Raw genomic sequence first — 23,347 nt, 5'->3', positions numbered from 1 at the left:
TGGGGGTGGGTTCGGCGCTCAGCCCAGGTGGTAGTTGACGTGCGCCGACCAGCGGGCGAAGCCGACCCGCTCGTAGAGGGCCACCGCCCCCGTGTTCGACTCGTCCACGTAGAGCATCACCCGGTCCAGCCCGCGCCGGTCCCGCAGGTAGGCCAGGCCGGCGGTGGTGAGCGCCCGGCCCAGGCCGCCGCGGTGCGCGGACGGGTCCACGCCGAGCACGTAGACCTCGCCGATCCGAGCCGAGCCCGGGCGCTCGTGCACCTTGGTCCAGTGGAAGCCGAGCAGCCGGCCGGTGGCCGAGTCCTCCGCGAGCAGGAAGCCGGCCGGGTCGAACCACGGCTCGGCGAGGCGTACCCGCAGGTCAGCCGTGGTCCACCGGCCCTGCTCGGGGTGCTGGGCGAAGGCCGCTTTGTTCACCGCCAGCCAGGCGTCGTCGTCCGCACCGGGGCGGAACGCGCGCAGCCGCACCCCGTCGGGCAGGGCCGGCTCGGGCAGCGCGGCGGTCAGCGGGCGGCGCAGCTGCCAGAGCACCCGGGCGCGGGTGAAGCCCAGGTCGACCGCGAGCGCGGCGGCCGACGGGTGGTCGCCGTGCGCCCACGCCCGCAGCGGTCCGGCGGCGGCGGCCAGCACGCCCCGGGCCAGCGCCCGGCCGGTGCCGCGCCGCCGGTACGCCGGATGCACCACCAGCTCCACCCCGATCCCCTCGGCGGGGTCGGTGGTGTCGAGGTGGGCGTACCCGGTCAGGGTGTTGTCGGCCGCCCTGGCGGTGAGGTGCACGGCGGGCGCCTGCGGGTCGCGCAGCCGGAGCAGTACGTGCTCGTCGAGCGGGTCGGCGCCGTCCGTGTCGCCGCCTGCGCGCGCGAGCGCCAGCACCTCGGCGACCTCGTCCGGCGCGAGCCGGTCGGCGCGGGCGACACGGTCGGCGGTCGGCGCGGTGCTGCTCATCCCGCCACCGTAGCGGCCGGCGAGCCGCCGATCATGCCGGACGCGGGCACCGGCCGGTGGCGGTGGTCACGTGGTGCCGGTGGGCAGCGCCTCGAGCTGGTAGCGGTGCAGCAGTTCGGGGAGCAGGTGCTGCAACGCCTCGACCGTGCCGGACCGGTCGCCGCCCGCGTCGTGCATGAGCACGATCGAGCCCGGCTTGGTCTGCGACAGCACCGTGTCGACTATCCGGTCGGCGCCGGGCGCCTGCCAGTCGCTCGGGTCCACCGCCCAGTGCAGCGGCGTCATGCCCAGCTCCTCGCAGACCGACACCACCGGGTTCGTCCAGGCCCCGCCCGGCTGCCGGAAGTACGCGATCCGCGCGTCCGGCGCGGCCGCCCGGATCGCGTCGCTGGTGCGCAGCAGGTCGTTCCGGATCGCCTCCGGCGAGAGCTTGCCCAGGCCGATGTCGTGGTTCCAGGAGTGGTTGCAGAGGGTGTGCCCGTCGGCCACGATCGACCGGACCAGGTCCGGGTGGCTCTCCACGTTCTCGCCGACCACGCAGAAGGTGGCCTTCACGCCGTACTCCTTGAGCAGCGCGAGCACCTGCGGGGTCCAGTGTGGGTCGGGGCCGTCGTCGAAGGTCAGTGCGACGCGGGCGGAGCCGGTGGTGATCTGCGCGCCGTACGGGCCCTCGCTGTCGTCGCCCTGGCGGGCCTGGTCCGGCGCGCTCGGGCTGGCGTCGGGGCTCGGCCCGCCGTAACCGCCGCCGGGCGGGCCGGGGAAGTCGGTGCTGGGCGGCTGGTCGCCGTAGCGCGGGGCGTGGACGCTGGCGGCCACGCCGGTGCCCTGCGGCGGGTGCTCGGGCACCAGGCTGCGCCCCAGCGCGTACGCCGAGCCGAGCAGCGCTGCCGCCACCAGCGTCACCATCCCGGCCGCGCGCAGCGTCGAGGCCGGCATCAGGAGGGCCGACCGTTCGTCGCCCCCGTGGTCATCACACGCACCGTCGCCCCCTTTGCCCGGCAGATCCGGCAGTCAGATTAGGTCTGACCGGCCGAGCAAAACGGGCATAAGGGGAAAACCTCGCCCGATGGGGGAGGGTGTGGGGCTCCGTCAGACGGAGAGCGGGGCGGGCTCCGACTCCGGCAGCGAGCGCGACGGCGGCACGACGAACTTGTAGCCCACCTGACGCACCGTGCCGATCATCGACTCGTACTCGGAGCCGAGCTTGGCCCGCAGCCGCCGGACGTGCACGTCGACCGTGCGGGTGCCGCCGAAGTAGTCGTAGCCCCAGACCTCGCGGAGCAACTGGTCCCGGGTGAACACCCGGCCCGGGTGCTGGGCGAGGAACTTCAGCAGCTCGAACTCCTTGTAGGTGAGGTCGAGCGGGCGGCCCTTCAGCTTGGCCGCGTAGGTGTCCGGGTCGATGGTCAGCTCGCCGGCCCGGATCGAGCCGCCGGCGCCCGCCGTCGCGTTGCTCAACCGGCCGACCGCGAGCCGCAGCCGTGCCTCCACCTCCGCCGGCCCCGCCCCGGCGAGGATCACGTCGTCCACGCCCCAGTCGGCGTTGAGCGCGATGAGACCGGCCTCGGTGACGACCGCGACCAGCGGGACGCCCAGCCCGGTGGCGTGCAGCATCCGGCAGGTCGCGCGGGCCTCGCTCAGCTCCGCGCGGGCGTCGACCAGGACGGCGTCCGGGGTCGGGCCGGAGACGAGCGTGCGCACGTCGCGCGGCGCGGTGCGGACCGAGTGCGGCAGCAGGTCGAGCGCCGGCAGCACGGCCGATGGTTCACCTGCGCGCGCGGTCACCAGAAGCAGGAGCTCCACACGATCACCTCCGTCCCGGCGGCGCTCCGGCCGCGCGCGACCAGCGGCACTCCCACCGGGGGGTGGCGCTGAGAATTTGCGTGGGTCCCGGCGTCGCTGACGGGCGGGTAACGGCTTGAGCGTAACCGATCGCCCGGCCTTCACCTCTGTGCCCTTTCCTGTTTGTCTGATCTGCCCTTGATCGCGGCTCAGGTTTTAACGTTGCCGAAACCGTGACTCCGCGGGGCCGGCCCGGTCTGGCACGATCGGGGCGTGTTTCCCTCCACCTCGCCCGACACCGGCCGTGGCCCGTGGCCCGACGCGGCTCCCGGGCCCGCCGGCCCCGCCCATGGCTACCCGCCGGCCCCGCGAACCGGTCCGGCCGCCGACGACGGGCGGGCGCGCAAGGGTCCCCGCCGGCTCCGCAAGGGCGGGCCGGGGCGGCGCCCGGACGACGAGCCCGACGAGGCGCCCGAGGAGGAGGTGCCGCCGGTCCCGGTGCGCCGCTCGCTGGCGCTGACCGTCGCGGGCTTCGCCGCGCTGCTCGGCGTCGGTCTGGTGCTCGGCGCGCAGACGGCCGGCCCGGGGCACCGGCTGCCCTTCGCGTTCATCATCTTCGGCGTCCAACTGCTCTTCGTGCTCGCCTGGACGATGGCCATGCGCCCGCCCGCGCTGCTGGTCGTCGCGCTGGTCAGCGCCGGTGCGGCCGGGATCGCCGACGCCGCGGCCGTGCAGTCGGAGATCGCCGGCCTGGCCCCCCTCGGCTACGCCGCCGCCGCCGGTTTCGTGCTCGGCGTGCTCGGCCAGCTGTTCCGCCGGGTGGACCGGGTGCGGGTCACCGACTCGCTGGGCAGCACCCTGCTCATCGTGGTGGGGGTGGTTGCCTTCGCCACGCTCATCGTGCTCAGCCGGATCCCGAAGGGCACCCAGGCGATCACCGTCTGCCTCACCGCGACCGGGGTGGCCCTGCTGGTGGCCCGGCTGACCGACGCGGTGGTCCCCCGGCCCCGGCTCGCCCCGCAGGTGCCCCGGGGCGCCGCCGGCGTGGTCGCCGGCGCCATGCTCGGCACCCTGACCAGCGCCGTGCTCGGCAGCTACCTGGTCGGCTTCACCCCGACCAGCGCCGCGCTGGTCGGCCTGGTCACCGCGGGAACCGCCGTGCTGGCCGACCTCGCCGTCGGCTACGCCGAGGCGGGCCGGCTGATGGCCGGCGAGACGCCGACCATGTGGGTCGCCCGGCACATGCAGGGCCCGCTGGGTGGCTTCGCGCTCGCCGCGCCGGCCGCGTACGCCATGTGCGTGCTCTTCCTCTGAGCGATTGGGGAAACGGCGCCTCGGGTAAGTACGGTTGCGGCGCGAGACGCGGTGATCGGTGGCGAGGGCAGGAGGCGGCGTGGCGGAGACGTACCCGGCGAACGAGGGCCGGCCCCGACGGCGGGGCCGGAAGGTGCTGGTCGGTTTCGTCGTCCTGCTGCTGGTCCTGGCCGGGCTCCTGATCGTCGCCGACCGGGTGGCCGCCGGCGTGGCCGAGCGGGCTATCGCCGACCAGGTGAAGAAGGAGGTCGCCAAGCAGGACGCGCAGTCCTCGGCGCCCAAGGTCGAGGTCGGTGGCTTCCCGTTCCTCACCCAGGTGCTCGCCGGGAAGTACGAGCGCATCTCGATCGTGCTGACCGACGTGACGGGCAACGTGCAGGGCGACGCGGTCAGCGTGCCGCGGCTGGACGTCGACGCCCGCAACGTCAAGGCGTCGCTGGACACCCTCCGCTCCGGACAGGGTGACGTGGTGGCCGAGACCGTCGACGGCCGGGGCACGGTGACCTACGACAGCCTGGCGAAGCTGCTCGACCGGCCCGGGCTCACCCTCGGCGAGCGGAACGGCAAGCTCGCGGTCACCGCGCCGGTGGACATCCTCGGCGCCAAGCTCACCGTCAACGGCACCGCCGACGTGACGGTCGCCAACGGCAAGGTGGCCCTGCGCTTCAACGACGTGACCGCCGAGGGCCTGCCCAACCTGCCGCTCGCCAAGACGCTGCTGGCCAACTACGCCAAGGGCATCTCCGTCGACGTGCCCCTGCCGGAGCTGCCCTTCCAGCTCAACGTGCGCAAGGTGGAGCCGAGGCCGGAGGGCCTCGTGGTCGACGCCGACGCGCGGAACGTGCCGATCAACTCCGCCGGCTGAGGCCCGTCCGCCGCCCGGGCGGTGTCCCGGATGCTGGTCGGTCCGCTGGCGCCGGCCGGGCCGGCTGGTAGTGTCCCTCTCCATGGGGACGCTCCTCACCAAACGGCGCGCGGTCGACCTGTGCCGCGTGGCCACCTGCCTGTGTCGCCCCGTCATCTGACGGCGGGGCTGTCCTCGGTCGCATAGCGGCCACCGGCACGCAGGGTCCGCGTACCCTCCGGTTTTCCCCCTGATCGCCCGGCAGCGGCGCCGTCGCACGTACCCGTGATCCGTTCCTAGCTCTGGGTCCCGCGCGTGGTGCGACAATCACCGACTTCGATCTCCGCGCGCAGGCTCACCATCCATCCTCACAGGGAGTGATCTGATGAGTCGCGACACCGCACTCGTCTCGGCCGAGTGGGCCGAGAAGAACATCGACGCCCCGGGCGTCGTCTTCGTCGAGGTCGACGAGGACACCTCGGCCTACGACACCGGCCACATCGCGGGCGCCGTCAAGCTCGACTGGCGTACCGACCTGCAGGACCCGGTGCGCCGGGACTTCGTCAACCAGGCCCAGTTCGCGGCGCTGCTCTCCGCGCGCGGCATCGCCAACGACGACACCGTCATCCTCTACGGCGGCAACAACAACTGGTTCGCCGCGTACGCGTACTGGTACTTCAAGCTCTACGGCCACCGCGACGTCAAGCTGCTCGACGGCGGCCGCAAGAAGTGGGAACTGGACGCCCGCCCGCTGGTGACGGACAAGGTGGACCGCCCGGCGACGCAGTACGTGGCGCAGGCGGCGGACACCTCGATCCGCGCCTTCCGCGACGAGGTGGTCGACGCGATCGGCACCAAGAACCTGGTCGACGTGCGCAGCCCCGACGAGTACGCCGGCCGGCTGCTCGCCCCGGCCCACCTCCCGCAGGAGCAGGCGCAGCGGGCCGGCCACGTGCCGACCGCGATCAGCGTCCCGTGGTCGAAGGCCGCCAACGAGGACGGCACGTTCAAGTCCGACGACGAGCTGCGCCGGATCTACGCCGACGCCGGGCTGGACGACAGCAGGGAGACCATCGCCTACTGCCGGATCGGCGAGCGCTCCTCGCACACCTGGTTCGTCCTGCAGGAGCTGCTCGGCCACCGCAACGTGAAGAACTACGACGGCTCCTGGACCGAGTACGGCTCGCTGGTCGGCGTGCCGGTCGCGCTCGGCGACGAGCCCGGGGAGGCCTGATCCCCATGACTGCTCCCACCGCCGCGGGCTGCGCCGCCCCGGACCAGGCCGCCCCCCTTCCGGCCAGCCTGGACCTGGAGAAGGAGACCGTCATCACCGGCCTGGTCAAGGCCGAGTCCGGCGAGGTCGTGCCGGGCGCGTACGTCCGGCTGCTCGACTCGACGGGCGAGTTCACCGCCGAGGTGGTGACCTCGCCGGCCGGCCAGTTCCGGTTCTTCGCGGCGCCGGGCGACTGGACCCTGCGGGCGCTCTCCCGGCACGGCAACGGCGACACCGCCGTCGCCGCCGCCCGCGGGATCAACGAGGTGACCGTCACGGTCGCCGCCTGACCCACGCTCTGATCGTGGCCCGTCGCCCCACCCGGGGCGGCGGGCCACGGGCGTTCCGGGGGCGGGACGCCGGGCGTGACCGGGCAGCTCGTCGCCGCGTGACACCATGGCCCGGTGAGTGGTGCCGTCCAGGGGGGATACGCCCCGCCGACCCGTCCCGACCAGCCGGCCTCCGGCCGGCGCCGGCTGCGCTGGCTGGTGGCCGCCACGGTGGCGTGGGCTGTGCTGCTCGCCGGGCTGACCTGGTGGTCGGTGCGGCAGGACCCGCCGACCGTCAAGGAGCAGCGTCCGCTGGACCAGGCCGGGCCGGTGGTGGACCGGGCGCTCGGCCGGCTGACCGCCGCGGTCGGTCGGGACGGGGTGCCCGCCCTCCTGCCGGACCGGATCGAGCGCGGCTGCCGGGTCACCCCGTTCGAGGACGGCGCCGAGCTGGAGCGCGGCGTGGAGGTCGTGCTGGCCGGCGACGACGTACGCGGGCTGCTCCAGCGGGTGGCCGACCGGCTGCCGGCGGACTGGCGGGCGGGCGTCTCCACGTTCGACGGCGAGCCGGTGCTGCGCGCCGACGCCGGGGAGTTCGTCGCGGTCGAGGGCCGGGCCGGCGCACCCGGGCGGGTGCTGCTCACCGCCGCCACCGGTTGCCGCCCGGTGGGTGCGGGCTACCGGACCCCGGCAGCCGACGCGGTGGCCGAGACCGCGGAGGCGCGGCGGGCCGCGATGCGCTGGGGCGGTGCCGCCGGGGCGGTCCAGGTGCTCGTGGCACCCTGCCCCGAGGGCGGCTCGGCTCGCACGGCGCGGGCGGAGACGGCCGGCGGGCCGGCCGGGTCTCCGCTGGCGGCGGCCTTCCGGGACGCCGCCGACGGCTCCCCGGTGCTCCGCGACTCCGCTGACGAATACGCGCTGCGGGGCAGCTTCGCGGTGCTGGCCGAGCGGGTCGACGACCGGGTCCGGGTGGCGGTCACCAGTCCCTGCCGGGCCTGATCCGGCCCGTCAGTGCCCGGTGCCGTGGTCGTGCGGCGTGCGGCTGCGGCCCAGCGCGTCCACCCGGCCCCACCGGCCGGGGATGTCCAGCAGCTCCACCCGGCCCATCCCGCTCGGGACGGTCGGATCGATGATCAGGTGGTCGCCCTGCGGTTCCAGGCCGAGCATCACCCGCAGCAGCAGCAGCGGGGTGCCGGCCGACCAGGCCTGCGGGCTGCACGCGGTGGGGTACTCCACCGGGTAGTCGGTGAGGTCGCGCTCGTAGCCGGCGAACGCCTCGGGGAGCCGGCCGTTGAAGTAGCGGGACGCGCCGAGCATCGCGTCGCAGATCTGGCCCGCCTCGTCCCGGAACCCGTACTTCCACAGGCCCCAAGCGATGATCGAGTTGTCGAACGGCCAGACCGTGCCGACGTGGTAACCGATCGGGTTGTAGCGGCCCTGGTCGTCGGCGAGGGTCCGCACGCCCCAGCCGGAGAAGAGCTTGGGCCCGAGCAGGTGCCCGGCCACCGTCGCCGCCCGCGACTCGTCGACGATGCCGCTCCAGAGCAGGTGGCCGATGTTGGAGGAGAGGGCGTCCACGTGCCGCCCGTCGGGGTCGAGGGCGAGCGCGTAGTACTCCCGCTCCGGGATCCAGAAGTCCCGGTTGAACCGCTCCTTCAGCGCCGCCGCCTCGCGCTCCAGCCGGTCGGCGTACGCCGGGTCGTTCCAGAAGGTCCGGGCCAGCCGGGCGCCCCGCAACTTGGCGTCGTACGCGTAGCCCTGGAGTTCGCAGGTGGCTCGGGGAAAGTCCGGCAGCCGCCCGTCGGAGTAGGAGATCGAGTCCCAGGAGTCCTTCCAGCACTGGTTCTGCAGGCCGGTCTCCGGATTGCGGGTCATGTACGAGACGTAGCCGGTGCCGAGCAGGTCCCCGTACGTGTCGAGCCAGTCCAGCGCGCTCCGGGCCTCGTGCTCCAGCTGCTTGATCAGCTTCGTGTCCCCGGTCCACCGCTCGTACTCGTCGAGCAGGATCACGAAGAGCGCCGTGGTGTCGGCCGAGCCGTAGTACGGCGCGTGCGGCTGTTCCTGGAAGCCGGCGGTCTCGCCGTAGCGCAGCTCGTGCAGGATCTTGCCGGGCTCCTCGTCCCGGAAGTCGTCCAGCCGGCTGCCCTGGAGGGCGGCCAGCATGAGGATGGTCGGCGGGACCAGGTCGGGCAGGAACGGCAGCACCTGGAGCGAGGTGAAGATGCTGTCCCGCCCGAACAGGGTCATGAACCACGGCAGGCCGGCGGCGAGCAGCCGTACGCCCAGCGCGATCGACTCGTACCGGAGGGCGGCCAGGTCGTTCAGGCTGCGCCGGTACGCCCCGGCCAGCGGCTCGCAGTCGCAGCCCAGCTTCGGGGCCCGCTCGATCAGCTCGTTCTGCTCGGCGTGAATGGCCGCCACCGAGCGGTGCCCGCCGAGCGGCAGGGTGGCCCGGATGTCCTCTCCGCGCGCCCCGAAGATCATCGTGGCCACCTGCAGCCGGGTGGTCCACTCGCCGTGCGGCGCGACCCGGAGCCGGAAGGTCATCCCCTCCCGGTCGACGTCGGCCGGCGCCGTGCTGGCCACCACCGCCTCCCGGTGGAACCCCTCCCGCCGGTAGGTGAGCCGCAGCTGGTTCTCGCTGACCGTGGGCGTGGTGTGCCCCTTCTTCTGCCGCTGGTGCTTGATCTCGAACAGGTCGGCGAAGTCGGAGCCGACGTCCAGCCGGAGGGTGAACTCCACCTCCTGGCCGGAGTGGTTGAGCAGGGTCAGCTCCTCCTCGAAGCTGCCGCCGATGGACCGGCTGCGGATCATCGAGACCTTGGCGTCCAGGTAGTGCGTCGGCTCGCCGGGCACCAGGAAGAACCGGGTCCGGTACGACAGCGAGTCGTCGATCGAGAGCGCGTCCAGCCGCTGCCCGTTGAGGGTGAGGATCCAGGTGGAGACGAACCGTGTGTCGAAGGAGAAGAGCCCGGTGGGGAAGTCGAACGACGGCTCGATGTCGCCGCGCCGGTCGCTGACCAGGAAGGTGTTGCCGTCCAGGATGCTGACGCGTTCCCTCATCCCGACCGCCGGACGTGTTCGCGGGCGGTCTCCCGGGGGTCCCGGACGCCGGGCGGACCGGGGAAGAACCGGCGGAACACCAGGAACAGCACCACGTTGCCGCTGAAGGTGGCCTCGTTGCGCAGCACCGCCGCCATGCCGGCCTGCCGGCCGGTGACCAGATCCTCGAAGAGGTCGGCGCTGACCGTGAAGACGGCGTCGGCCGGCAGTTGCTCCCGGCTCACCCGGACGGTCCCGGGCGCCAGCTCCAGGTACCAATGCTCGGTGCGGTTCTCGGTGGTCAGGTCCAGCTGGATGCGACCACGGGTCGGACCGCGCAGCACCGCCGGAGCACGCGCCGGCAGGGATGCGAAGAACCGCTCGGCCGCCTCACCCACATTCGAATCGTAGGCAGCGGTGGGACATGTCGGGCCAGGATCGGCAGTCCACGCGGAACGGACATTCGCCGCGTGGCCGGGAGGGTCAGTAGACGAGGGCCTGGGCGCCCTCGGCCATTACCTCCTCGACGAAGACCGCCGCCCCGGCGATCCGCACGCCGGGGATCACGTCGCCCGGGCCGATGTCGCGGCGGGCCGCGCACTGGGTGCAGGCCGTCACCTTGCCGGTGGTCAGGATGACGTGCAGCAGCTCGGCCAGCGGCGCGGAGTGCGGCAGTTCGAAGTCCTGCGCGCGCCCGGGCAGCGCGAACCAGGTCGACTCCCCGGTGAGCCAGAGCGAGACGTCGACGCCGGCGGCGGCCGCGGTGGCGGCGACGGTGAAGGCCTGTGCGCAGCGCTCCGGGGCGTCCGCGCCGGCGGTGGCCTTGACGACGAGAGTGCGGGCCATGACGCCCAGCATAGGATGACCGGGATGGTTACCGAGATCGGGTTCGTCAGCCTGCTGGTCGCCGGCCTCGGCGCGCTCGCCGGTGGCCTCGTCTACCTCGCTGTTCGCATCTCGAGAGGAAAATGGTGAGCGAGAACCCGCTCCAGCCGCCGTGGCTGAACGCGCCGCCGGTCGACCCGTACCCGTACGAGGAGAGCCACGACCTGCGTGTCGGCCCGAAGCTGCACCGGAGCCTGGACGGGCTGCTGCCGTACATCGGGGTGTGGCGCGGGCGGGGTCGCGGCGGTTTCCCCACCATCGAGGACTTCGACTTCGCCCAGGAGATCCGGATCAGCCACGACGGCCGGCCCTTCCTGTTCTACGAGTCCCGCGCCTGGATCCTCGACGAGCAGAGCCGTCCGGTCCGCCCGGCCGGCCGCGAGGTGGGCTGGTGGCGTCCGGTGCTGGACGGCGACCGGGTCACCGACGAGCTGGAAGCGCTGATGACCACGCCCACCGGCGTGATGGAGCTGCACATCGGCAAGCGCAAGGGCACCCAGATCGAGTTCGCCACCGACGCGGTGGTCCGCACGGCCACGGCCAAGGAGGTCACCGCCGGCGCCCGCCTCTTCGGCATCGTCGAGGGCGCCCTCCTCTACGCCCAGGAGATGGCCGCCATGGGCCACGCCCTGAGCCCTCACCTCTCCGCCCGCCTGACCCGCGTAGCCGGCTGACCCCCGCCCACCCCGGCCTTCCGGCCGGGCCATCCCGTTGATCATGAAGTTGGCGGCGACAAATCGGACGTCGAACGCCGCCAACCTCATGATCAATCAGTGGGGAAGCCCAGGAGGGTGAGGAGGGGGGCGGTCAGGGGGGAGTGTGGGCGGGGGGTTTTGTCCAGGGCGGTCACCTCGGCCAGGCCGCGGAGGGACGAGGTGAGCCAGATGGCGTCGGCCTCGTGCAGGTCGGTCGGGGTGGGCAGGCGTTCGTCGGCCCTGAGGCCCAGCTCGCCCGCGTGGTCCAGGAGCCACCGGGCGGTGACGCCGGGGAGGATCCCGGTGGCCGCGGCCGGGACCGTGCAGAGGGTGCCGTCGCTCAGCCAGACGACGTTCGCGGTGGGCGCCTCCAGTACGTAGCCGTCGGTGGAGACCCAGAGGACGTCGTCCACGCCGACCCGTTCCGCCCAGCGGCGGGCGGCGGTGCTCAGCGCGTACGAGGTGGACTTGACCCCGACCGGGAGCCAGCCCAGCTCGGGGCGGGAGCGGGCGGCCACCCCGAGCGGCAGGGTGGCGACCGTCACCCCGTCCCGCCGGGCCCGCCGCGCGGCCGCCGGCACCTCGCCCAGCGTCGCGTACACCGTGGGTGGCCCGCCGCCCTCCGGGCCCCGCGTGCAGACCAGCCGCACGGCGCCCTCGACCTCCGGCGGCCAGCCCGCGCGAACCGTGTCGAGCAGCTCGACCAGCACGTCGTCGGGGGGCAGGGGCAGCCCGATCGCGGCGGCACCGGCCCGCAGCCGGGCCAGGTGGGCGTCGCGCAGCCAGGGCCGTCCGCCGCGCAGGTGCAGGGTCTCGAAGAGGCCGTCGCCGTGCAGCACGCCCCGGTCGTCGCCGCGCAGCACCGGCTCGCCGGCCGGCACCAGACCCCGGCCCGGCACGGCCACCCGCGTCGCCACCACGAGCGCAGCGTAGTGGCGTACCCCGGCGGCGGGCGGACCGGCGCGGCGGCCGAACTATGATCGAACGGTGTCCGAATCCTCCCTGGCGGAACTGCTCCGCTCCCGTGGGCTGCGGCTGACGGCGCAGCGGCAGCTGGTCCTCCAGGCTGTCCTGGACCTGGGGCACGCCACGCCGGAGCAGGTGCACACGGCGGTCCGCGAGGTGGCCGCCGGGGTCAACATCACCACCATCTACCGCACGCTGGAGCTGCTGGAACGGCTCGGGCTGGTGACCCACACCCACCTGTCGCACGGTTCGCCGACCTACCATGCGGCCGGTGAGCACCAGCACGTCCACCTGGTCTGCCGGGAGTGCGGCGCGATCGACGAGATCGACCCCGAGTTGCTCCGGCCGCTCGCCGACCAGTTGGCCGCGCAGCGGGGATTCCGGGTCGACATCGGGCACGTGGCGCTCTTCGGCGTCTGCGGCCAGTGCGAGGGACGGGGAGCGTAAATGATCGACATCGCGGGAGCGGTCACGGCCGAGGCCATCGACGAGGAGACCCGGGACCAGCCGGAGCCGGCGCACCGGGCGGCCGGGGTCGGCCCGGTGGCCGCCCACTACGGCGACCCGATGCGCGAGCAGCGCACCCTGACCACCGGCGTCGGCCTGGTCGACCGCTCGCACCGCGGGGTGGTCGCGGTGCCGGGCGAGGAGCGGATGACCTGGCTGCACACGCTGACCAGCCAGCACCTGGCCGCGCTGCGTCCGTGGCAGGGCACCGAGCTGCTGGTGCTCTCGCCGCACGGGCACGTCGAGCAGCACGCCATGGTCGCCGAGGACGGCGAGACCACCTGGCTGGACACCGAACCCGGAATGACCGGCGGTCTGCTGTCCTACCTGGAGAAGATGCGGTTCTTCAGCAAGGTCGACCCGCGCGACGTCACGGCCGACCACGCACTGCTCTCGCTGGTCGGGCCGGAGGCCACCGGCGCGCTCGACACCCTCGGGGTCACCGGGCTGGCCGAGCCGGACGTGGTCGCGGTGCCGGGTCCGAAGTTCCGCTCCGGCGAGCTGCCGCCCCGGCCCTCCGTGGTGTACGACGTGAAGCCGCTGGCGGTCGGCGGCTGGGCCCGGCGGGTGGCGCTCGGCGTCGACCTGCTGGTGCCTCGCCCGGCCATGGCTGGGGTGGTCGAGGAACTGCGCGGCGCCGGCGTGCCGGTGGCCGGGCTGTGGGCGTACGAGGCGGTGCGGGTGGCCGCCCGGCGGGCGCGGGCCGGGGTGGACACCGACCACCGGACCATCCCCGCCGAGGTGGGCCTGATCGGCCCGGCCGTGCACCTGGACAAGGGCTGCTACCGCGGGCAGGAGACGGTGGCCCGGGTGCACAACATGGGCAAGCCGCCGCGCCGGCTCGTCCTGCTGCACCTGGACGGGGTGACCACCGACCAGCCGCCGGCCGCCGGCACGCCGGTGACCCTGGACGGCCGGGCGGTCGGCTTCGTCGGCACCGCGGTGCACCACTTCGAGCTGGGTCAGATCGCCCTCGCCGTGCTCAAGCGCAACGTGGCCGACGACGCCCGGCTGATGGTCGGCGAAACGGCCGCCGCCATCGATCCGGCGTAAGGGATGTCGTCCTGGCGGCCGTAAGGCGGAAAATCTTCCGCTTCCGGTGGTCGTCGCACCCGATTCTGCTGCGTTCCGGCTGTCGACCGGAGGGGAGTCGGCGGTTTAGGATCCCGGCATGACCACAGGGACGTTGATCACGGTTGCCCCCACCGGCGCGGAGTCGGCCAAGGCGGAGGTGCCGGCGCTGCCGGTGACCCTCGACGAGCTGCTGCTGACCGCCAAGGAGTGCGAGGCGCTCGGCGCCGCCGTGATCCACGTCCACATCCGCGACGACGAGGCGAAGCCCACCCTCGACCAGGGCCGGCTGCGGGAGACCGTGGCGGCGCTGCGGCAGAGCACCGACCTCATCGTGCAGCTCTCCTCCGGCGGCGCGGTAACCGACCCGGAGGCCGCCCGGCTGGCCGTGCTCGACGCCGCCCCGGACATGGCCTCCTGCACCATGGGCACGGTCAACTTCGGCGACGACGTGTTCCTCAACCGCTGGGAGTTCATCGTCGACCTGCACACCCGGATGCAGGAGCGGGGCGTCGTCCCCGAGTACGAGATCTTCGACCTCGGCCACCTCACCGCGCTCCAGCGGCTGCTCGGCAAGTACGGCCTGCCGCACGGCGGGCACGTGCACGTCGACTTCGTGATGGGCGTGCCGGGGGGCATGCCGGGCACCACGGCCACCCTGGTCGCCGCCCAGCAGATGCTGCGCGACCTGCCCGAGGGCACCACCTTCTCGGCCACCGGCATCGGCCGCAGCACCATCCCGGTGATGCTGGCCTCGCTCTCGGCCGGCGGTCACCTCCGGGTTGGCATGGAGGACACGGTCACCTACGCCAAGGGCCGGCCGGTCGAGTCCAACATGCAACTCGTCGCCCGGGCGGTCGGCTTCGCCCAGCTCGCCCAGCGTCCGCCGCTGACCACCGCCGAGGCCCGGGCGCTGCTCGGCCTGTAAGCGACGGTCCGCCCCGCACCCCTGTACGCCGGCGGCCGACGCCGCTGGTCACCCCGGTGCCGGGCTCGCTGAGGCCGTCGGTACCGTCCACCCCGTGGGAAAGACGTACGAGGGCGGCGTGCCGCTCGCCGAGGTGGTCCGGTCCGGGTTCGTGGAGGGCGTCCACCGTGGCTCCGTGGCGGTGCTCGACGCCACCGGCGCGCCGGTGTCCGGGACGGGGGACACCAGCTCGGCGATCTTCCCCCGGTCGTCCAACAAGCCGATGCAGGCGATCGGGATGCTCCGGGCCGGCCTGCCGCTCACCGATCCGGCCGACGTGGCGCTGGTCTCGGCGAGCCACGCCGGCGAGGAGTTCCACGTCGAGCGGGTGACCGCCCTGCTGCGCGGCGCCGGCCTGACCGAGGAGGCGCTGCACTGCCCGCCGGACCTGCCGGTCGGCGAGGCGGCCCGGGAAGCGGTGCTGCGCGCCGGGGGCGGGCGGACCCGGACCCTGATGAACTGTTCCGGCAAGCACACCGGGATGCTGCTCACCTGCCTGACCGCCGGCTGGCCGCTGGACGGCTACTGGCGCCCCGAGCACCCGCTCCAGCAGCGGCTCAGCGCCGCGATCGAGGAGTTCACCGGCGAGCGGGCGGCGGCCGTCGGGGTGGACGGCTGCGGCGCTCCGGTGCTGGCCGTCTCGCTGACCGGGCTGGCGCGGGCCTTCCTGCGGCTGGTCTCCGCCGAGCCAGGCACCGTCGAGCGGACCGTGGCCGACGCGATGCGGGCGTACCCGGAACTGGTGGGCGGCACCCAGGCCGACGACACCCGGCTGATGCGCGGCGTACCCGGGCTGCTGGCCAAGGTCGGCGCGGAGGGCGTGATCGCGGCGGCGGTGCCGGGGGTCGGCGCGGTCGCGCTCAAGATCGACGACGGCGCCGCACGGGCCCGGATGCCGGTGCTGGTGTCGGCGCTGCGCCGGCTCGGCGTCGAGGCCCCGGTGCTGACCGAGTACGCCGAGGTGCCGCTGCTCGGCGGCGGCCTGCCGGTCGGGGCGGTCCGCCCGGTCTGGTGACCGGGCCGCTCAGCGGAGGAAGTCGAGCAGCGCGGCGTTGACCGGTTCGGGGCGCTCCAGCGGCAGCAGGTGACCGGCGTCCGGCACGTCCGGCAGCCGCACGCCCCGCGGGGCCTCGGCGGCGATCCGGTCGGCCAGCCGGCGGATGTCGGCCAGGTCGTCTGCGCCCGCGCCGACCAGCACCGGCATCGACAGCTCGGCCAGCCGGTCGATCGCCGGCGGATCGAGCTCGCCCGCCTCGACCGCGCTGAGCGCCTGCTCGGCGGCGAGCGCCCGGCGGTCCATCTCCTCGGCGAACCGGATCAGCTCCGGGTCGACGTCGGCCGGCTCGCGGGTCGGGCCGACCACCCAGAACCGCACCTCGCCGGCCGCGGTCGCGGTGAAGTCCTCCGGGTCCACGTCACCGACCAGCTCCTCCCAGAGCTGCTCGGTCTCCTCGGACCACTCGTTGCCGGAGACCGGGGCGCCGAAGAGGGCCAGCGCGGCGACCCGGTCGGGGTACGCCAGCGCGGTGTCCACCACGACCTTGCCGCCGAACGAGCAGCCGACCAGGGCGGCCTGCGCGACGCCCAGCGCGTCGAGCAGCCCGATGACGTCGTCGTGGTGAGCGAACGGGGTGGGTGGCAGTTCGGAGTCGCCGTAGCCGCGCAGGTCGGGGACGATGACCCGGTGCCGGGCGGCGAGCGCGGACAGCTGGCTCCGCCACATCCGGCGGTCGGCGATGCCCGCGTGCAACAGCACCACGGGGCTGCCGGTGCCGGCCTCGTCGTACGCGAAAGAGGCGCCATTGACTTCGATCTTGACCACGGGGGAACCGTACGGACCGGACGCCGGGCGCGCAACCGGCTGTCCGTGACCTCGCTAACTCCGGCAAGCGTTTCGCTTGCAGCAGCTAGCACCACGGGCTAGCGTGGGGTCATGGCCACCAGCAAGGATCTTCCCGACGTCGGCGGGTTCATTCGCGACCTGCGGCGCAACGCCAAGATCTCACTGCGTCAGCTCGCCGAGCAGGCCGGCGTCAGCAACCCCTACCTGAGCCAGATCGAGCGCGGCCTGCGCAAGCCGAGCGCCGAGGTGCTCCAGCAGCTCGCCAGCGCGCTGCGCGTCTCCACCCCGGCCATGTACCTCCGCGCCGGGCTGCTGGACGACAAGGAGGGGCAGGGCGTGCTCGCGGCGATCGCCGTCGACCCCGAGCTGACCATGGCCCAGAAGCAGTCGCTCACCCAGATCTACGAGACGTTCCGTCGGGAGAACGCGCGCCTCGCCGAGGCGACGGCCGCGGCGCAGGCCACCGAACCGACCGAGCCGGGCACGGCGCCGGAGGCCCCGGCCACCGTCGCGCCGGCTGCGACCGGCCCCACGACGCCGGACGGCACCCCGACCGAGGCGGTCCTCGAGTCGGTCGCCGTCACCGAGGCGGGCCCGGCGCCCGCCCCGAGCACCGCCGTCCCCCAGAAGAAGACCGCCCGCACGGTGGTCCGAAAGGCCGCCGGTGCGGCCGAAGAGGAGCAGTCATGACCCAGCCGAAGACCAACCGCATCCCCGCCCCCGTCTACGCCGCCGCCGGCGCCGGCGAGCTGGCCCTCCAGCAGCTGCGCAAGCTGCCCACCGTGGTCAGTGGCCTCGGCGTTCGGGTCGTCGCCGACCTCGGTGGCAAGGCCGTCCTCACCGGCTTCGAGCTGCGCCAGCGGGCGACCGAGACGCTGAAGACCGCCAACCTGACCGCGACCGAGCTCCGGGAGAAGGCCGGCTCCGCCGACCTCGACCTGGACAAGCTGCGCGAGGCCGCCAACCTGGACAAGCTCCGGGAGGCCGCCAACCTGGACAAGCTGCGGGAGGCCGCCGGCCGCAACGCCGCCGCCGTGCTGGCCGGCGCGCAGGCCGCGCAGGAGCGGGCCCTGGCCGCGTACGCCGAGCTGGTCGCCCGCGGTGAGCGGGTCGTCGGCGCGGGCGTGCTGGAAGCCGCCGACACGGTGAACGCCGACATCGAGGCGACCGAGGCCGACACCACCCCGGTCGCGCCGGCCGAGGTCCCCACCCCGGCCGAGGTGGCCGCGGTCGTCGAGGCCAAGCCCGCCGTCAAGCGGACCCGGGCCAAGGCGACCACCGCCAAGGCCGACACCCCCTCGGCGAAGCTGCCGAAGACCACGAAGCGGACCCGCCCGGCCGCCGAGTGAGTCGAAGCTGGACCGAGACCCCGGACAGCGTCCTGTCGGACGTTTCCGGGGTCTCGGCATAAGCTTGCCGACATGGCCACTGCCGCGCCGCTCTTCTTCGACGACGTCCGCCTCGTGATCGAGCTGATCCTGCTCGTCTTCGCCCTGGTCATCGAGGCCGTCTCCCTGGTGCACGCGATCACCCAGCGGTCCGACGCGTTCGCCGCGATCGGCACCCTGCCCAAGGGCGGCTGGATCGCCATCCTGGCCGTCTGCATGGTGCTCACCCTGCTCGGCGTCGGGGGCGGCGTGCTGAGCATCTTCGGCCTGATCGGCATCGCGGCGGCGCTGATCTACCTGCTCGACGTCCGGGTCGGGCTGCGCGACCTGCACGACGGCCGAGGCTTCTGGTGAGGAGTTTCCGCTGGCCCCCGCCGCCGGACGGCGGCCCCCGCACCTGGGGCCCCGGCCCCGGCGCGCCCCGCACCGGCCGGCCGGCCCTGCCCGAGCCGGAGACCGAGCTGGTCACCACCCCGCACGGCGTACGCCTGGAACGGCTGGTCACCGGCACCGGTGACCCGGTCACCGTGTTCGCTCACGGGCTGGGCAACGGCATCGCCACCACCCGCCCGTTCGGCAGCGGGGTCACCGGCCGGCGGATCTTCTTCCAGTTCCGCGGGCACGGCCGCTCCGACTCGCCGCCCGGCCCGTGGAGCTACCTCGATCTGGCTCGTGACCTGCGGGCCGTCGCCGACCTCGGCGGCGCCACCCGGGCCTTCGGGGCCAGCCTCGGCGCCGGTGCGCTCTGCCGCCTGCTCGTCGAGAGCCCGGACCGCTTCGAGAAGCTGGTCTTCTTCCTGCCGGCCGTGCTGGACACCCCGCGCGGCGAGGTGGCCCGGGCCCGGCTCACCGACCTGCTCGACGCCGTGGCCGACGGCGACGCCTCCGCGCTGGCCGACGTGGTTGCGCTGGAGCTGCCGCCCTCGGTCCGCAACACCCCGGCCGGCTGGGCCTACCTGCGGCAGCGGCTCGACCAACTGCTCCGCGACGGCCTTGCGCCGGGCCTGGCCGGCCTGCCCGAGCAGGCCCCGCTGCGCGACGCCGGGGCGCTCGCCACGGTCACCGCGCCGGCCCTGGTGATCGGCTGCGCGGGCGACGACCTGCACCCGGTGGCCGTCGCCGAGCAGTTGGCCGCCGCGCTGCCCGGGGCCACCCTGCACGTGTACGACCGGCCGGGCGTGCTCTGGACGGAACGCGCCGACCTGAGGGAGCGGATCTCGACGTTCCTCAACGGGTAACGTCGGCGGTCATGGGCGTCACACACCACGGCCGCACGCACCGCCTCGACCTCGCCGACCCCACCCTGCGGGAATGGCGCTGCACGGTGCTCGCGGCCGATCCCGAGCAGGGCATCGTGCTGGACCGGTCGGCCTTCTACCCGGGCGGCGGCGGGCAGCCGCCGGACCACGGGGTGCTGCTCTGGCAGGGGGTGCAGACCCGGATCGTGGGCACCCGCAAGGGCGACGACCTCTGGCTCGTCCCGGCCGAGGGTGACCCGGTGCCGCCGGTCGGCACCGCCGTCGCCGGCGCGGTCGAGGACACCCGGCGGACCATGCTGATGCGTACCCACTCCGGCCTGCACGTGCTCTGCGGCGTGGTGTTCCGCGACTTCGGCGCGCTGGTCACCGGCGGCAACATGGAACCGGGCGAGGCCAGGATGGACTTCAACCTCCCCGAGGTGCCGCCGGACTTCAAGGCCCGGATCGAGGACCTGGTCAACGCCGAGGTGGCCGCGGACCGGTCGGTCGCCGTCCGGGTGCTGCCCCGGGCGGAGGCGCTGGCCCTGCCCGACATCATCCGTACCCAGTCCAACCTGATCCCGCCGGAGGAGCAGGAGGTACGGATCGTCGACATCGTCGGGCTGGACGTGCAGGCCGACGGCGGCACGCATGTCGCCTCCACCGCACAGATCGGCAAGGTCCAGGTGGTCAAGGTGGAGAGCAAGGGCCGCGCCAACCGCCGGGTACGCGTCCGCCTCACCGACTGAGGGTCAGCGCGGCAGGTGGGCCGCCCGGACGTCGAGCAGCCACCGTTCCACGGCCTCCTCGTCCGGGCGCTCCGGCAGCGGGGTGCGGATCCGGGCGAAGTCCTGCTCGGCCGCCGCCACCAGGGCCTCCGCCTCGGCCAGCGCGCCGCCGGCGACCCGCTCGCCGAACGCCCGGAACCACTCCGGGTCGGCGAGCCGGATCTCCAGCACACCGGTCGCGTAGAGCACCCGGCCCTGGTGCAGCAGCCGGGCCAGGTGCCGGGCGTGCTTCGCCGACCGCCGCCGCCCGCCGACCTGCGACGACTCCGGCTCGGCGCGTCTGCCGCCGCGCCGCGACCCGGAGCCGTCGGTGTCTCGCATGGTCAGCTTGCGGAACTGCTGGCTCGCGTAGCCGAGGTAGGCGTCCCGGACCCGGGGCGCGCTGAGGAACGCCGCGCGGATGCCGATCAGCCGCTCGCCGAATTCGGTGCGGGTCTCGTAGCACTCCGCGGGCAGCCACATCAGCTCGGTGGCGGTCGGGTTCCCGCTCAGCGCCAGGCGGGCGTACTTCGCGCACTCGTGCAGGGTCACGTCCGGATCCGTCGTCACCACGGACTCGCGCGGCGGGTGCAGGCCGTGGAAGGCGACCGTGGGCGCGGCGAAGACGCCGATCCGGTCCACGTCCGAGCCCGGGCCGGCCAGCCCGTACGCGACCGAGCCGACGATTCCGGAGAGCAGCAGGTGCATGCCGGCCATGATGGCCGATCCGGATCGCTCGGGAAACCGGACTTCCGCTGTCAGGTGTCGGTGCCATGGTGGTGGCATGACGACACCGCTGACAGGGAAGATCGCGCTCGTCGCCGGCGCGACCCGGGGCGCTGGGCGGCAGATCGCCGTCCAGCTCGGCGCCGCCGGGGCCACCGTCTACGCCACCGGCCGTTCCACCCGCGAACGCCGCTCCGAGATGGGCCGGCCGGAGACCATCGAGGAGACCGCCGAGCTGGTGACCGCGGCCGGCGGCACCGGCATCGCCGTCGCCGTCGACCACCTCGATCCCGAGCAGGTCCGTGGCCTCGTCGCGCGGATCGACGCCGAACAGGGCCGCCTCGACGTGCTGGTCAACGACATCTGGGGCGCCGACCCGCTGATCACCTGGGAGAAGCCGGTCTGGGAGCAGCCCCTCGACGCCGGCTTCCGCACCCTCCGGCTGGCCGTCGACACCCACATCATCACCAGCCACTTCGCCCTGCCGCTGCTGATCCGCAACCCCGGGGGCCTGGTGGTCGAGATCGGCGACGGGACCAAGGAGTACAACGACACCGAATACCGGCTCTCGGTCTTCTACGACCTGGCCAAGGTGTCGGTGAACCGGCTCGCCTTCAGCCAGGCGCACGAACTGGCGCCGCGTGGCGCCACCGCGGTCGCGCTCACCCCGGGCTGGCTGCGCTCGGAGGCCATGCTGGAGCACTTCGGCGTCACCGAGGCGAACTGGCGCGACGGCGCGGCCACCGACCCGCACTTCGTCATGTCGGAGACGCCGGCCTTCGTCGGGCGCGCGGTGGCCGCCCTTGCCGCCGACCCGGACCGGGCCCGCTGGAACGGGCGGTCCGTGGACAGTGGCGGGCTGGCCCAGGTGTACGGCTTCACCGACCTCGACGGCACCCGCCCGCACTGGGCGCGCTACTACGAGGAGGTGGTCCGGCCCGGCAAGCCGGCGAACGACACCGGCTACCGCTGACCGGCTTCCGGCGGGTCCGCGTCGTCGGCGTAGAGCGCGGCCGCGCGGCGGGCCGCCGCGGCGCAGCGGGCCCGCAGCTCGGGCGGGTCGAGCACCTCCACCTCGGGGCCGAGCGCCAGCAGTTGGGAGTACGCCACCTCGACCGACTCGACGGGCAGCCGGAGCACCACCCGACCCTGCCCGTCGGGCCGGCCGGCGGCGGCCACCGCCTCGGCGTAGACGAACGGGGCGTCGGCCAGGTGCCGCAACGCGCGCAGGCCGGCCGGGCTGAGCCGCACGGTCACCTCGGCCCGGAGCATGTCCCGCAGGAATGCCTCGGCCTGCCCGCGCCAGTACGCCCCGAGGTCGAAGCCCTCGTCCCGGACGAAGCCCTCCTCGCCCACCTCGGCGCCGACCACCCGGTCCACCCGGTACGTCCGCCACCCGTCGCCGACCCGCCCGACCAGGTACCAGACGCCGTTCTTCAGCACCAGCCCGTACGGCGCGACCGCGCGGGTCACCTCCCGGTCGCCGCGCCGGTAGCGCAGCTCGACCAGCCGGTCCCGCCAGACCGCCCGGGCCAGCTCGGCCAGCCACGGCGGCGGGGCGGATTCCCGGAACCAGCCCGGCACGTCCAGGTGGAACCGCTGGCCGGCCCGGGCGGGCGCGTCCCGCAGGCTCGGCGGCAGCGCGGCGAGCACCTTCAGCTCGGCGGCGGCCACCGCGTCGGCGAGCCCCATGTCGCCGGCCGGTCCGGGCAGCCCGGCCAGGAAGAGCGCCTCCGCCTCGTCCCGGGTCAGCCCGGTCAGCCGGGTCCGGTAGCCGCCGAGCAGGCGGTAGCCGCCGGTCCGGCCGCGGTCGGCGTACACCGGCACTCCGGCCGCGGAGAGCGCCAGCACGTCGCGGTAGACGGTGCGCTCGGAGACCTCCAGCTCCCGCGCCAGCTCGGCGGCGGTCATCGTCTCCCGCGACTGGAGCAGCAGGATCAGCGAGATCAGCCGGGACGCGCGCACCCGCCCATCTTGCCCCCGGCGCGAAACCGGTACGAGGTGCGGTCGGCCACTAGGCTCTCCGGTCGTGGACGCACCCCGCCTCGCCGCCCCCGTGACCGGCGCCGTCACCCGTTTCCTCGCCGGCGCCGGGCTGCTGCTGCGCGGCCTCGGCCTCTACGTCCGCAGCCCCGGGCTGATGCTGCTCGGGATCGTGCCGGCGCTGATCACCGGCGCGCTGTTCGTGGCCCTGTTCGCCACCCTGCTGTACTTCGTGGACGACCTCGCCGCGCTGGTCACCCCGTTCGCGGACGACTGGCCGGCGACCGGGCGCAGCCTCGTCCGGGTGGCGGCCGGGCTGGCCGTCGTGGGGCTGGCCGGCCTGCTCGGGGTGGTCACCTTCACCGCGGTCACGCTGGCCGTCGGCGACCCGTTCTACGAGAAGATCTCCGAGCGGGTGGAGGACCGCCTCGGCGGTACGCCCGGCGCAGTCGAGGTGCCGTTCTGGGCCTCGCTGCGGCGCAGCATCCTCGACTCGTTGCGCCTGGTGGCCATCTCGGCGCTGGTCGGCGTACCCCTCTTCGTGGCCGGTTTCATCCCGGTGGTCGGGCAGACGGTGGTCCCGGTGGTCGGCGCCCTGGTGGGCGGCTGGTTCCTCGCCCTGGAGCTGGTCGGCGCGCCGTTCTACCGGCGCGGCATGCGACTGCCGGAGCGGCGGTCGTTGCTCAGGGCGGACCGGCCGACCACCCTGGGCTTCGGGGTGGCGGTGTTCGTCTGCTTCCTGATCCCGCTCGGCGCGGTGCTGGTCATGCCGGCCGCCGTCGCGGGCGCCACCCTGCTGGCCCGCCGTTCGCTCGGGCAGTCCGTCGTCGAGGAGGGGTGAC

The 23,347-nt window shown here is 74.1% G+C and carries 29 protein-coding genes; 19 read left to right on the top strand and 10 right to left on the bottom strand.

The window, feature by feature from the left end; all coding sequences use genetic code 11:
• Positions 1 to 18 precede the first annotated feature (18 nt).
• From mshD to AC0OLQ_RS33495, 3 genes are all read right to left on the bottom strand, one after another.
• The gene (gene mshD / locus AC0OLQ_RS33505) at positions 19 to 945 is read right to left on the bottom strand and encodes a mycothiol synthase (RefSeq protein WP_484529458.1); all 927 of its coding nucleotides are present in this window, start codon (positions 943 to 945) and stop codon (positions 19 to 21) included.
• Between the two features lie 66 nt (positions 946 to 1,011).
• Entirely contained in the window at positions 1,012 to 1,881 is an 870-nt protein-coding gene (locus tag AC0OLQ_RS33500) for a polysaccharide deacetylase family protein (RefSeq protein WP_484529457.1), read from the bottom strand.
• Between the two features lie 153 nt (positions 1,882 to 2,034).
• Positions 2,035 to 2,748 (bottom strand): winged helix-turn-helix transcriptional regulator, encoded by a 714-nt coding sequence (locus tag AC0OLQ_RS33495; protein ID WP_357334434.1) that lies wholly within the window; start codon positions 2,746 to 2,748, stop codon positions 2,035 to 2,037.
• Between the two features lie 252 nt (positions 2,749 to 3,000).
• Between AC0OLQ_RS33495 and AC0OLQ_RS33490 the strand changes: the two genes are divergently transcribed.
• The 6 genes from AC0OLQ_RS33490 (at position 3,001) to AC0OLQ_RS33465 (ending at position 7,426) form a co-directional block, all read left to right on the top strand.
• A complete protein-coding gene (locus AC0OLQ_RS33490) occupies positions 3,001 to 4,041 on the top strand; it encodes a hypothetical protein (RefSeq protein WP_484529456.1) in 1,041 nt (346 codons plus the stop codon).
• A 79-nt stretch (positions 4,042 to 4,120) separates the two neighbouring features.
• Entirely contained in the window at positions 4,121 to 4,906 is a 786-nt protein-coding gene (locus AC0OLQ_RS33485; protein WP_357334439.1) for an LmeA family phospholipid-binding protein, read from the top strand.
• A gap of 82 nt (positions 4,907 to 4,988) precedes the next feature.
• Complete coding sequence (locus AC0OLQ_RS33480; protein WP_311202345.1) at positions 4,989 to 5,066, top strand: Ms5788A family Cys-rich leader peptide; 78 nt, start codon at positions 4,989 to 4,991, stop codon at positions 5,064 to 5,066.
• Between the two features lie 204 nt (positions 5,067 to 5,270).
• Entirely contained in the window at positions 5,271 to 6,119 is an 849-nt protein-coding gene (locus AC0OLQ_RS33475; protein ID WP_484529455.1) for a sulfurtransferase, read from the top strand.
• 5 nt (positions 6,120 to 6,124) lie between these two features.
• Positions 6,125 to 6,448, top strand: coding sequence for a DUF1416 domain-containing protein (locus tag AC0OLQ_RS33470; protein ID WP_357334443.1), 324 nt, complete (start codon positions 6,125 to 6,127; stop codon positions 6,446 to 6,448).
• 114 nt (positions 6,449 to 6,562) lie between these two features.
• Positions 6,563 to 7,426: a hypothetical protein gene (locus tag AC0OLQ_RS33465; protein ID WP_484529454.1), complete on the top strand. Its 864-nt coding sequence runs from the start codon at positions 6,563 to 6,565 to the stop codon at positions 7,424 to 7,426.
• A gap of 9 nt (positions 7,427 to 7,435) precedes the next feature.
• On the opposite strand, the gene AC0OLQ_RS33460 is transcribed toward AC0OLQ_RS33465, so the two are convergent.
• From AC0OLQ_RS33460 to AC0OLQ_RS33450, 3 genes are all read right to left on the bottom strand, one after another.
• A complete protein-coding gene (locus tag AC0OLQ_RS33460; RefSeq protein WP_484529453.1) occupies positions 7,436 to 9,490 on the bottom strand; it encodes an amylo-alpha-1,6-glucosidase in 2,055 nt (684 codons plus the stop codon).
• A complete protein-coding gene (locus AC0OLQ_RS33455; RefSeq protein ID WP_357334451.1) occupies positions 9,487 to 9,867 on the bottom strand; it encodes an SCP2 sterol-binding domain-containing protein in 381 nt (126 codons plus the stop codon). The genes AC0OLQ_RS33460 and AC0OLQ_RS33455 overlap by 4 nt, the downstream gene beginning before the upstream one ends.
• 85 nt (positions 9,868 to 9,952) lie before the next feature.
• Positions 9,953 to 10,327: a DsrE family protein gene (locus AC0OLQ_RS33450; RefSeq protein ID WP_357334453.1), complete on the bottom strand. Its 375-nt coding sequence runs from the start codon at positions 10,325 to 10,327 to the stop codon at positions 9,953 to 9,955.
• Between the two features lie 12 nt (positions 10,328 to 10,339).
• On the opposite strand from AC0OLQ_RS33450, the gene mtfM reads away from it, so the two are divergent.
• Complete coding sequence (gene mtfM, locus AC0OLQ_RS33445; RefSeq protein WP_046570768.1) at positions 10,340 to 10,444, top strand: small membrane protein MtfM; 105 nt, start codon at positions 10,340 to 10,342, stop codon at positions 10,442 to 10,444.
• Positions 10,438 to 11,028, top strand: coding sequence for a heme-binding beta-barrel domain-containing protein (locus AC0OLQ_RS33440; protein ID WP_357334456.1), 591 nt, complete (start codon positions 10,438 to 10,440; stop codon positions 11,026 to 11,028). The genes mtfM and AC0OLQ_RS33440 overlap by 7 nt, the downstream gene beginning before the upstream one ends.
• Positions 11,029 to 11,120: 92 nt before the next feature.
• Here AC0OLQ_RS33440 and AC0OLQ_RS33435 read toward each other — a convergent pair whose 3' ends face one another.
• Positions 11,121 to 11,969: an aminotransferase class IV gene (locus AC0OLQ_RS33435; protein ID WP_484529452.1), complete on the bottom strand. Its 849-nt coding sequence runs from the start codon at positions 11,967 to 11,969 to the stop codon at positions 11,121 to 11,123.
• A 67-nt stretch (positions 11,970 to 12,036) separates the two neighbouring features.
• Between AC0OLQ_RS33435 and AC0OLQ_RS33430 the strand changes: the two genes are divergently transcribed.
• The 4 genes from AC0OLQ_RS33430 (at position 12,037) to AC0OLQ_RS33415 (ending at position 15,575) form a co-directional block, all read left to right on the top strand.
• A complete protein-coding gene (locus tag AC0OLQ_RS33430; RefSeq protein ID WP_357334461.1) occupies positions 12,037 to 12,462 on the top strand; it encodes a Fur family transcriptional regulator in 426 nt (141 codons plus the stop codon).
• Positions 12,463 to 13,575 (top strand): CAF17-like 4Fe-4S cluster assembly/insertion protein YgfZ, encoded by a 1,113-nt coding sequence (ygfZ, locus tag AC0OLQ_RS33425; RefSeq protein ID WP_484529451.1) that lies wholly within the window; start codon positions 12,463 to 12,465, stop codon positions 13,573 to 13,575.
• Positions 13,576 to 13,693: 118 nt separating this feature from the next.
• Complete coding sequence (locus AC0OLQ_RS33420) at positions 13,694 to 14,521, top strand: beta-keto acid cleavage family enzyme (RefSeq protein WP_484529450.1); 828 nt, start codon at positions 13,694 to 13,696, stop codon at positions 14,519 to 14,521.
• 94 nt (positions 14,522 to 14,615) lie between these two features.
• Positions 14,616 to 15,575 carry an asparaginase gene (locus tag AC0OLQ_RS33415; RefSeq protein WP_484529449.1) on the top strand — a complete coding sequence of 320 codons (960 nt, stop codon included), beginning with the start codon at positions 14,616 to 14,618 and terminating at the stop codon, positions 15,573 to 15,575.
• A 9-nt stretch (positions 15,576 to 15,584) separates the two neighbouring features.
• On the opposite strand, the gene AC0OLQ_RS33410 is transcribed toward AC0OLQ_RS33415, so the two are convergent.
• Positions 15,585 to 16,382, bottom strand: coding sequence for an alpha/beta fold hydrolase (locus AC0OLQ_RS33410; protein ID WP_484529448.1), 798 nt, complete (start codon positions 16,380 to 16,382; stop codon positions 15,585 to 15,587).
• A gap of 111 nt (positions 16,383 to 16,493) precedes the next feature.
• Here AC0OLQ_RS33410 and AC0OLQ_RS33405 point away from each other — a divergent pair, with 111 nt between their 5' ends.
• From AC0OLQ_RS33405 to AC0OLQ_RS33385, 5 genes are all read left to right on the top strand, one after another.
• Positions 16,494 to 17,093: a helix-turn-helix domain-containing protein gene (locus AC0OLQ_RS33405; RefSeq protein WP_357334473.1), complete on the top strand. Its 600-nt coding sequence runs from the start codon at positions 16,494 to 16,496 to the stop codon at positions 17,091 to 17,093.
• Complete coding sequence (locus AC0OLQ_RS33400; RefSeq protein WP_484529447.1) at positions 17,090 to 17,752, top strand: hypothetical protein; 663 nt, start codon at positions 17,090 to 17,092, stop codon at positions 17,750 to 17,752. The genes AC0OLQ_RS33405 and AC0OLQ_RS33400 overlap by 4 nt, the downstream gene beginning before the upstream one ends.
• A gap of 72 nt (positions 17,753 to 17,824) precedes the next feature.
• The gene (locus AC0OLQ_RS33395; protein ID WP_357334478.1) at positions 17,825 to 18,145 is read left to right on the top strand and encodes a DUF2516 family protein; all 321 of its coding nucleotides are present in this window, start codon (positions 17,825 to 17,827) and stop codon (positions 18,143 to 18,145) included.
• Positions 18,142 to 19,029: an alpha/beta fold hydrolase gene (locus AC0OLQ_RS33390; protein WP_357334480.1), complete on the top strand. Its 888-nt coding sequence runs from the start codon at positions 18,142 to 18,144 to the stop codon at positions 19,027 to 19,029. The genes AC0OLQ_RS33395 and AC0OLQ_RS33390 overlap by 4 nt, the downstream gene beginning before the upstream one ends.
• Positions 19,030 to 19,040: 11 nt before the next feature.
• Entirely contained in the window at positions 19,041 to 19,778 is a 738-nt protein-coding gene (locus tag AC0OLQ_RS33385; protein ID WP_484529446.1) for an alanyl-tRNA editing protein, read from the top strand.
• Between the two features lie 3 nt (positions 19,779 to 19,781).
• Here AC0OLQ_RS33385 and AC0OLQ_RS33380 read toward each other — a convergent pair whose 3' ends face one another.
• A complete protein-coding gene (locus AC0OLQ_RS33380) occupies positions 19,782 to 20,504 on the bottom strand; it encodes a nucleotidyltransferase domain-containing protein (RefSeq protein ID WP_484532500.1) in 723 nt (240 codons plus the stop codon).
• Positions 20,505 to 20,580: 76 nt separating this feature from the next.
• On the opposite strand from AC0OLQ_RS33380, the gene AC0OLQ_RS33375 reads away from it, so the two are divergent.
• Positions 20,581 to 21,495 (top strand): SDR family oxidoreductase, encoded by a 915-nt coding sequence (locus AC0OLQ_RS33375; RefSeq protein ID WP_484529445.1) that lies wholly within the window; start codon positions 20,581 to 20,583, stop codon positions 21,493 to 21,495.
• Here the strand turns inward: AC0OLQ_RS33375 and AC0OLQ_RS33370 are convergent.
• Positions 21,486 to 22,487 carry a helix-turn-helix transcriptional regulator gene (locus AC0OLQ_RS33370; RefSeq protein ID WP_484529444.1) on the bottom strand — a complete coding sequence of 334 codons (1,002 nt, stop codon included), beginning with the start codon at positions 22,485 to 22,487 and terminating at the stop codon, positions 21,486 to 21,488. The two genes, AC0OLQ_RS33375 and AC0OLQ_RS33370, sit on opposite strands and share 10 nt — an antisense overlap.
• A gap of 64 nt (positions 22,488 to 22,551) precedes the next feature.
• Between AC0OLQ_RS33370 and AC0OLQ_RS33365 the strand changes: the two genes are divergently transcribed.
• Positions 22,552 to 23,346 (top strand): EI24 domain-containing protein, encoded by a 795-nt coding sequence (locus tag AC0OLQ_RS33365; protein ID WP_484529443.1) that lies wholly within the window; start codon positions 22,552 to 22,554, stop codon positions 23,344 to 23,346.
• Position 23,347 lies beyond the last annotated feature (1 nt).

Source organism: Micromonospora sp. Utrum1 (assembly GCF_057197805.1).
Note: the sequence above shows the minus strand (reverse complement) of the source record. Positions and strands in the feature narration are given on the sequence as shown.

Excerpts from the sequence above, each read along its gene's own strand:
- AC0OLQ_RS33460 (WP_484529453.1), bottom strand. The coding sequence starts at position 9,490 with ATGAGGGAACGCGTCAGCATCCTGGACGGCAACACCTTCCTGGTCAGC.
- AC0OLQ_RS33450 (WP_357334453.1), bottom strand. The coding sequence starts at position 10,327 with ATGCTGGGCGTCATGGCCCGCACTCTCGTCGTCAAGGCCACCGCCGGC.
- AC0OLQ_RS33475 (WP_484529455.1), top strand. The coding sequence starts at position 5,271 with ATGAGTCGCGACACCGCACTCGTCTCGGCCGAGTGGGCCGAGAAGAAC.
- AC0OLQ_RS33395 (WP_357334478.1), top strand. The coding sequence starts at position 17,825 with ATGGCCACTGCCGCGCCGCTCTTCTTCGACGACGTCCGCCTCGTGATC.
- AC0OLQ_RS33470 (WP_357334443.1), top strand. The coding sequence starts at position 6,125 with ATGACTGCTCCCACCGCCGCGGGCTGCGCCGCCCCGGACCAGGCCGCC.
- AC0OLQ_RS33380 (WP_484532500.1), bottom strand. The coding sequence starts at position 20,504 with ATGCACCTGCTGCTCTCCGGAATCGTCGGCTCGGTCGCGTACGGGCTG.
- mshD (WP_484529458.1), bottom strand. The coding sequence starts at position 945 with ATGAGCAGCACCGCGCCGACCGCCGACCGTGTCGCCCGCGCCGACCGG.
- AC0OLQ_RS33385 (WP_484529446.1), top strand. The coding sequence starts at position 19,041 with ATGGGCGTCACACACCACGGCCGCACGCACCGCCTCGACCTCGCCGAC.
- AC0OLQ_RS33420 (WP_484529450.1), top strand. The coding sequence starts at position 13,694 with ATGACCACAGGGACGTTGATCACGGTTGCCCCCACCGGCGCGGAGTCG.
- mtfM (WP_046570768.1), top strand. The coding sequence starts at position 10,340 with ATGGTTACCGAGATCGGGTTCGTCAGCCTGCTGGTCGCCGGCCTCGGC.
- AC0OLQ_RS33375 (WP_484529445.1), top strand. The coding sequence starts at position 20,581 with ATGACGACACCGCTGACAGGGAAGATCGCGCTCGTCGCCGGCGCGACC.
- AC0OLQ_RS33500 (WP_484529457.1), bottom strand. The coding sequence starts at position 1,881 with ATGCCGGCCTCGACGCTGCGCGCGGCCGGGATGGTGACGCTGGTGGCG.
- AC0OLQ_RS33480 (WP_311202345.1), top strand. The coding sequence starts at position 4,989 with ATGGGGACGCTCCTCACCAAACGGCGCGCGGTCGACCTGTGCCGCGTG.
- AC0OLQ_RS33440 (WP_357334456.1), top strand. The coding sequence starts at position 10,438 with ATGGTGAGCGAGAACCCGCTCCAGCCGCCGTGGCTGAACGCGCCGCCG.
- AC0OLQ_RS33400 (WP_484529447.1), top strand. The coding sequence starts at position 17,090 with ATGACCCAGCCGAAGACCAACCGCATCCCCGCCCCCGTCTACGCCGCC.
- AC0OLQ_RS33405 (WP_357334473.1), top strand. The coding sequence starts at position 16,494 with ATGGCCACCAGCAAGGATCTTCCCGACGTCGGCGGGTTCATTCGCGAC.
- ygfZ (WP_484529451.1), top strand. The coding sequence starts at position 12,463 with ATGATCGACATCGCGGGAGCGGTCACGGCCGAGGCCATCGACGAGGAG.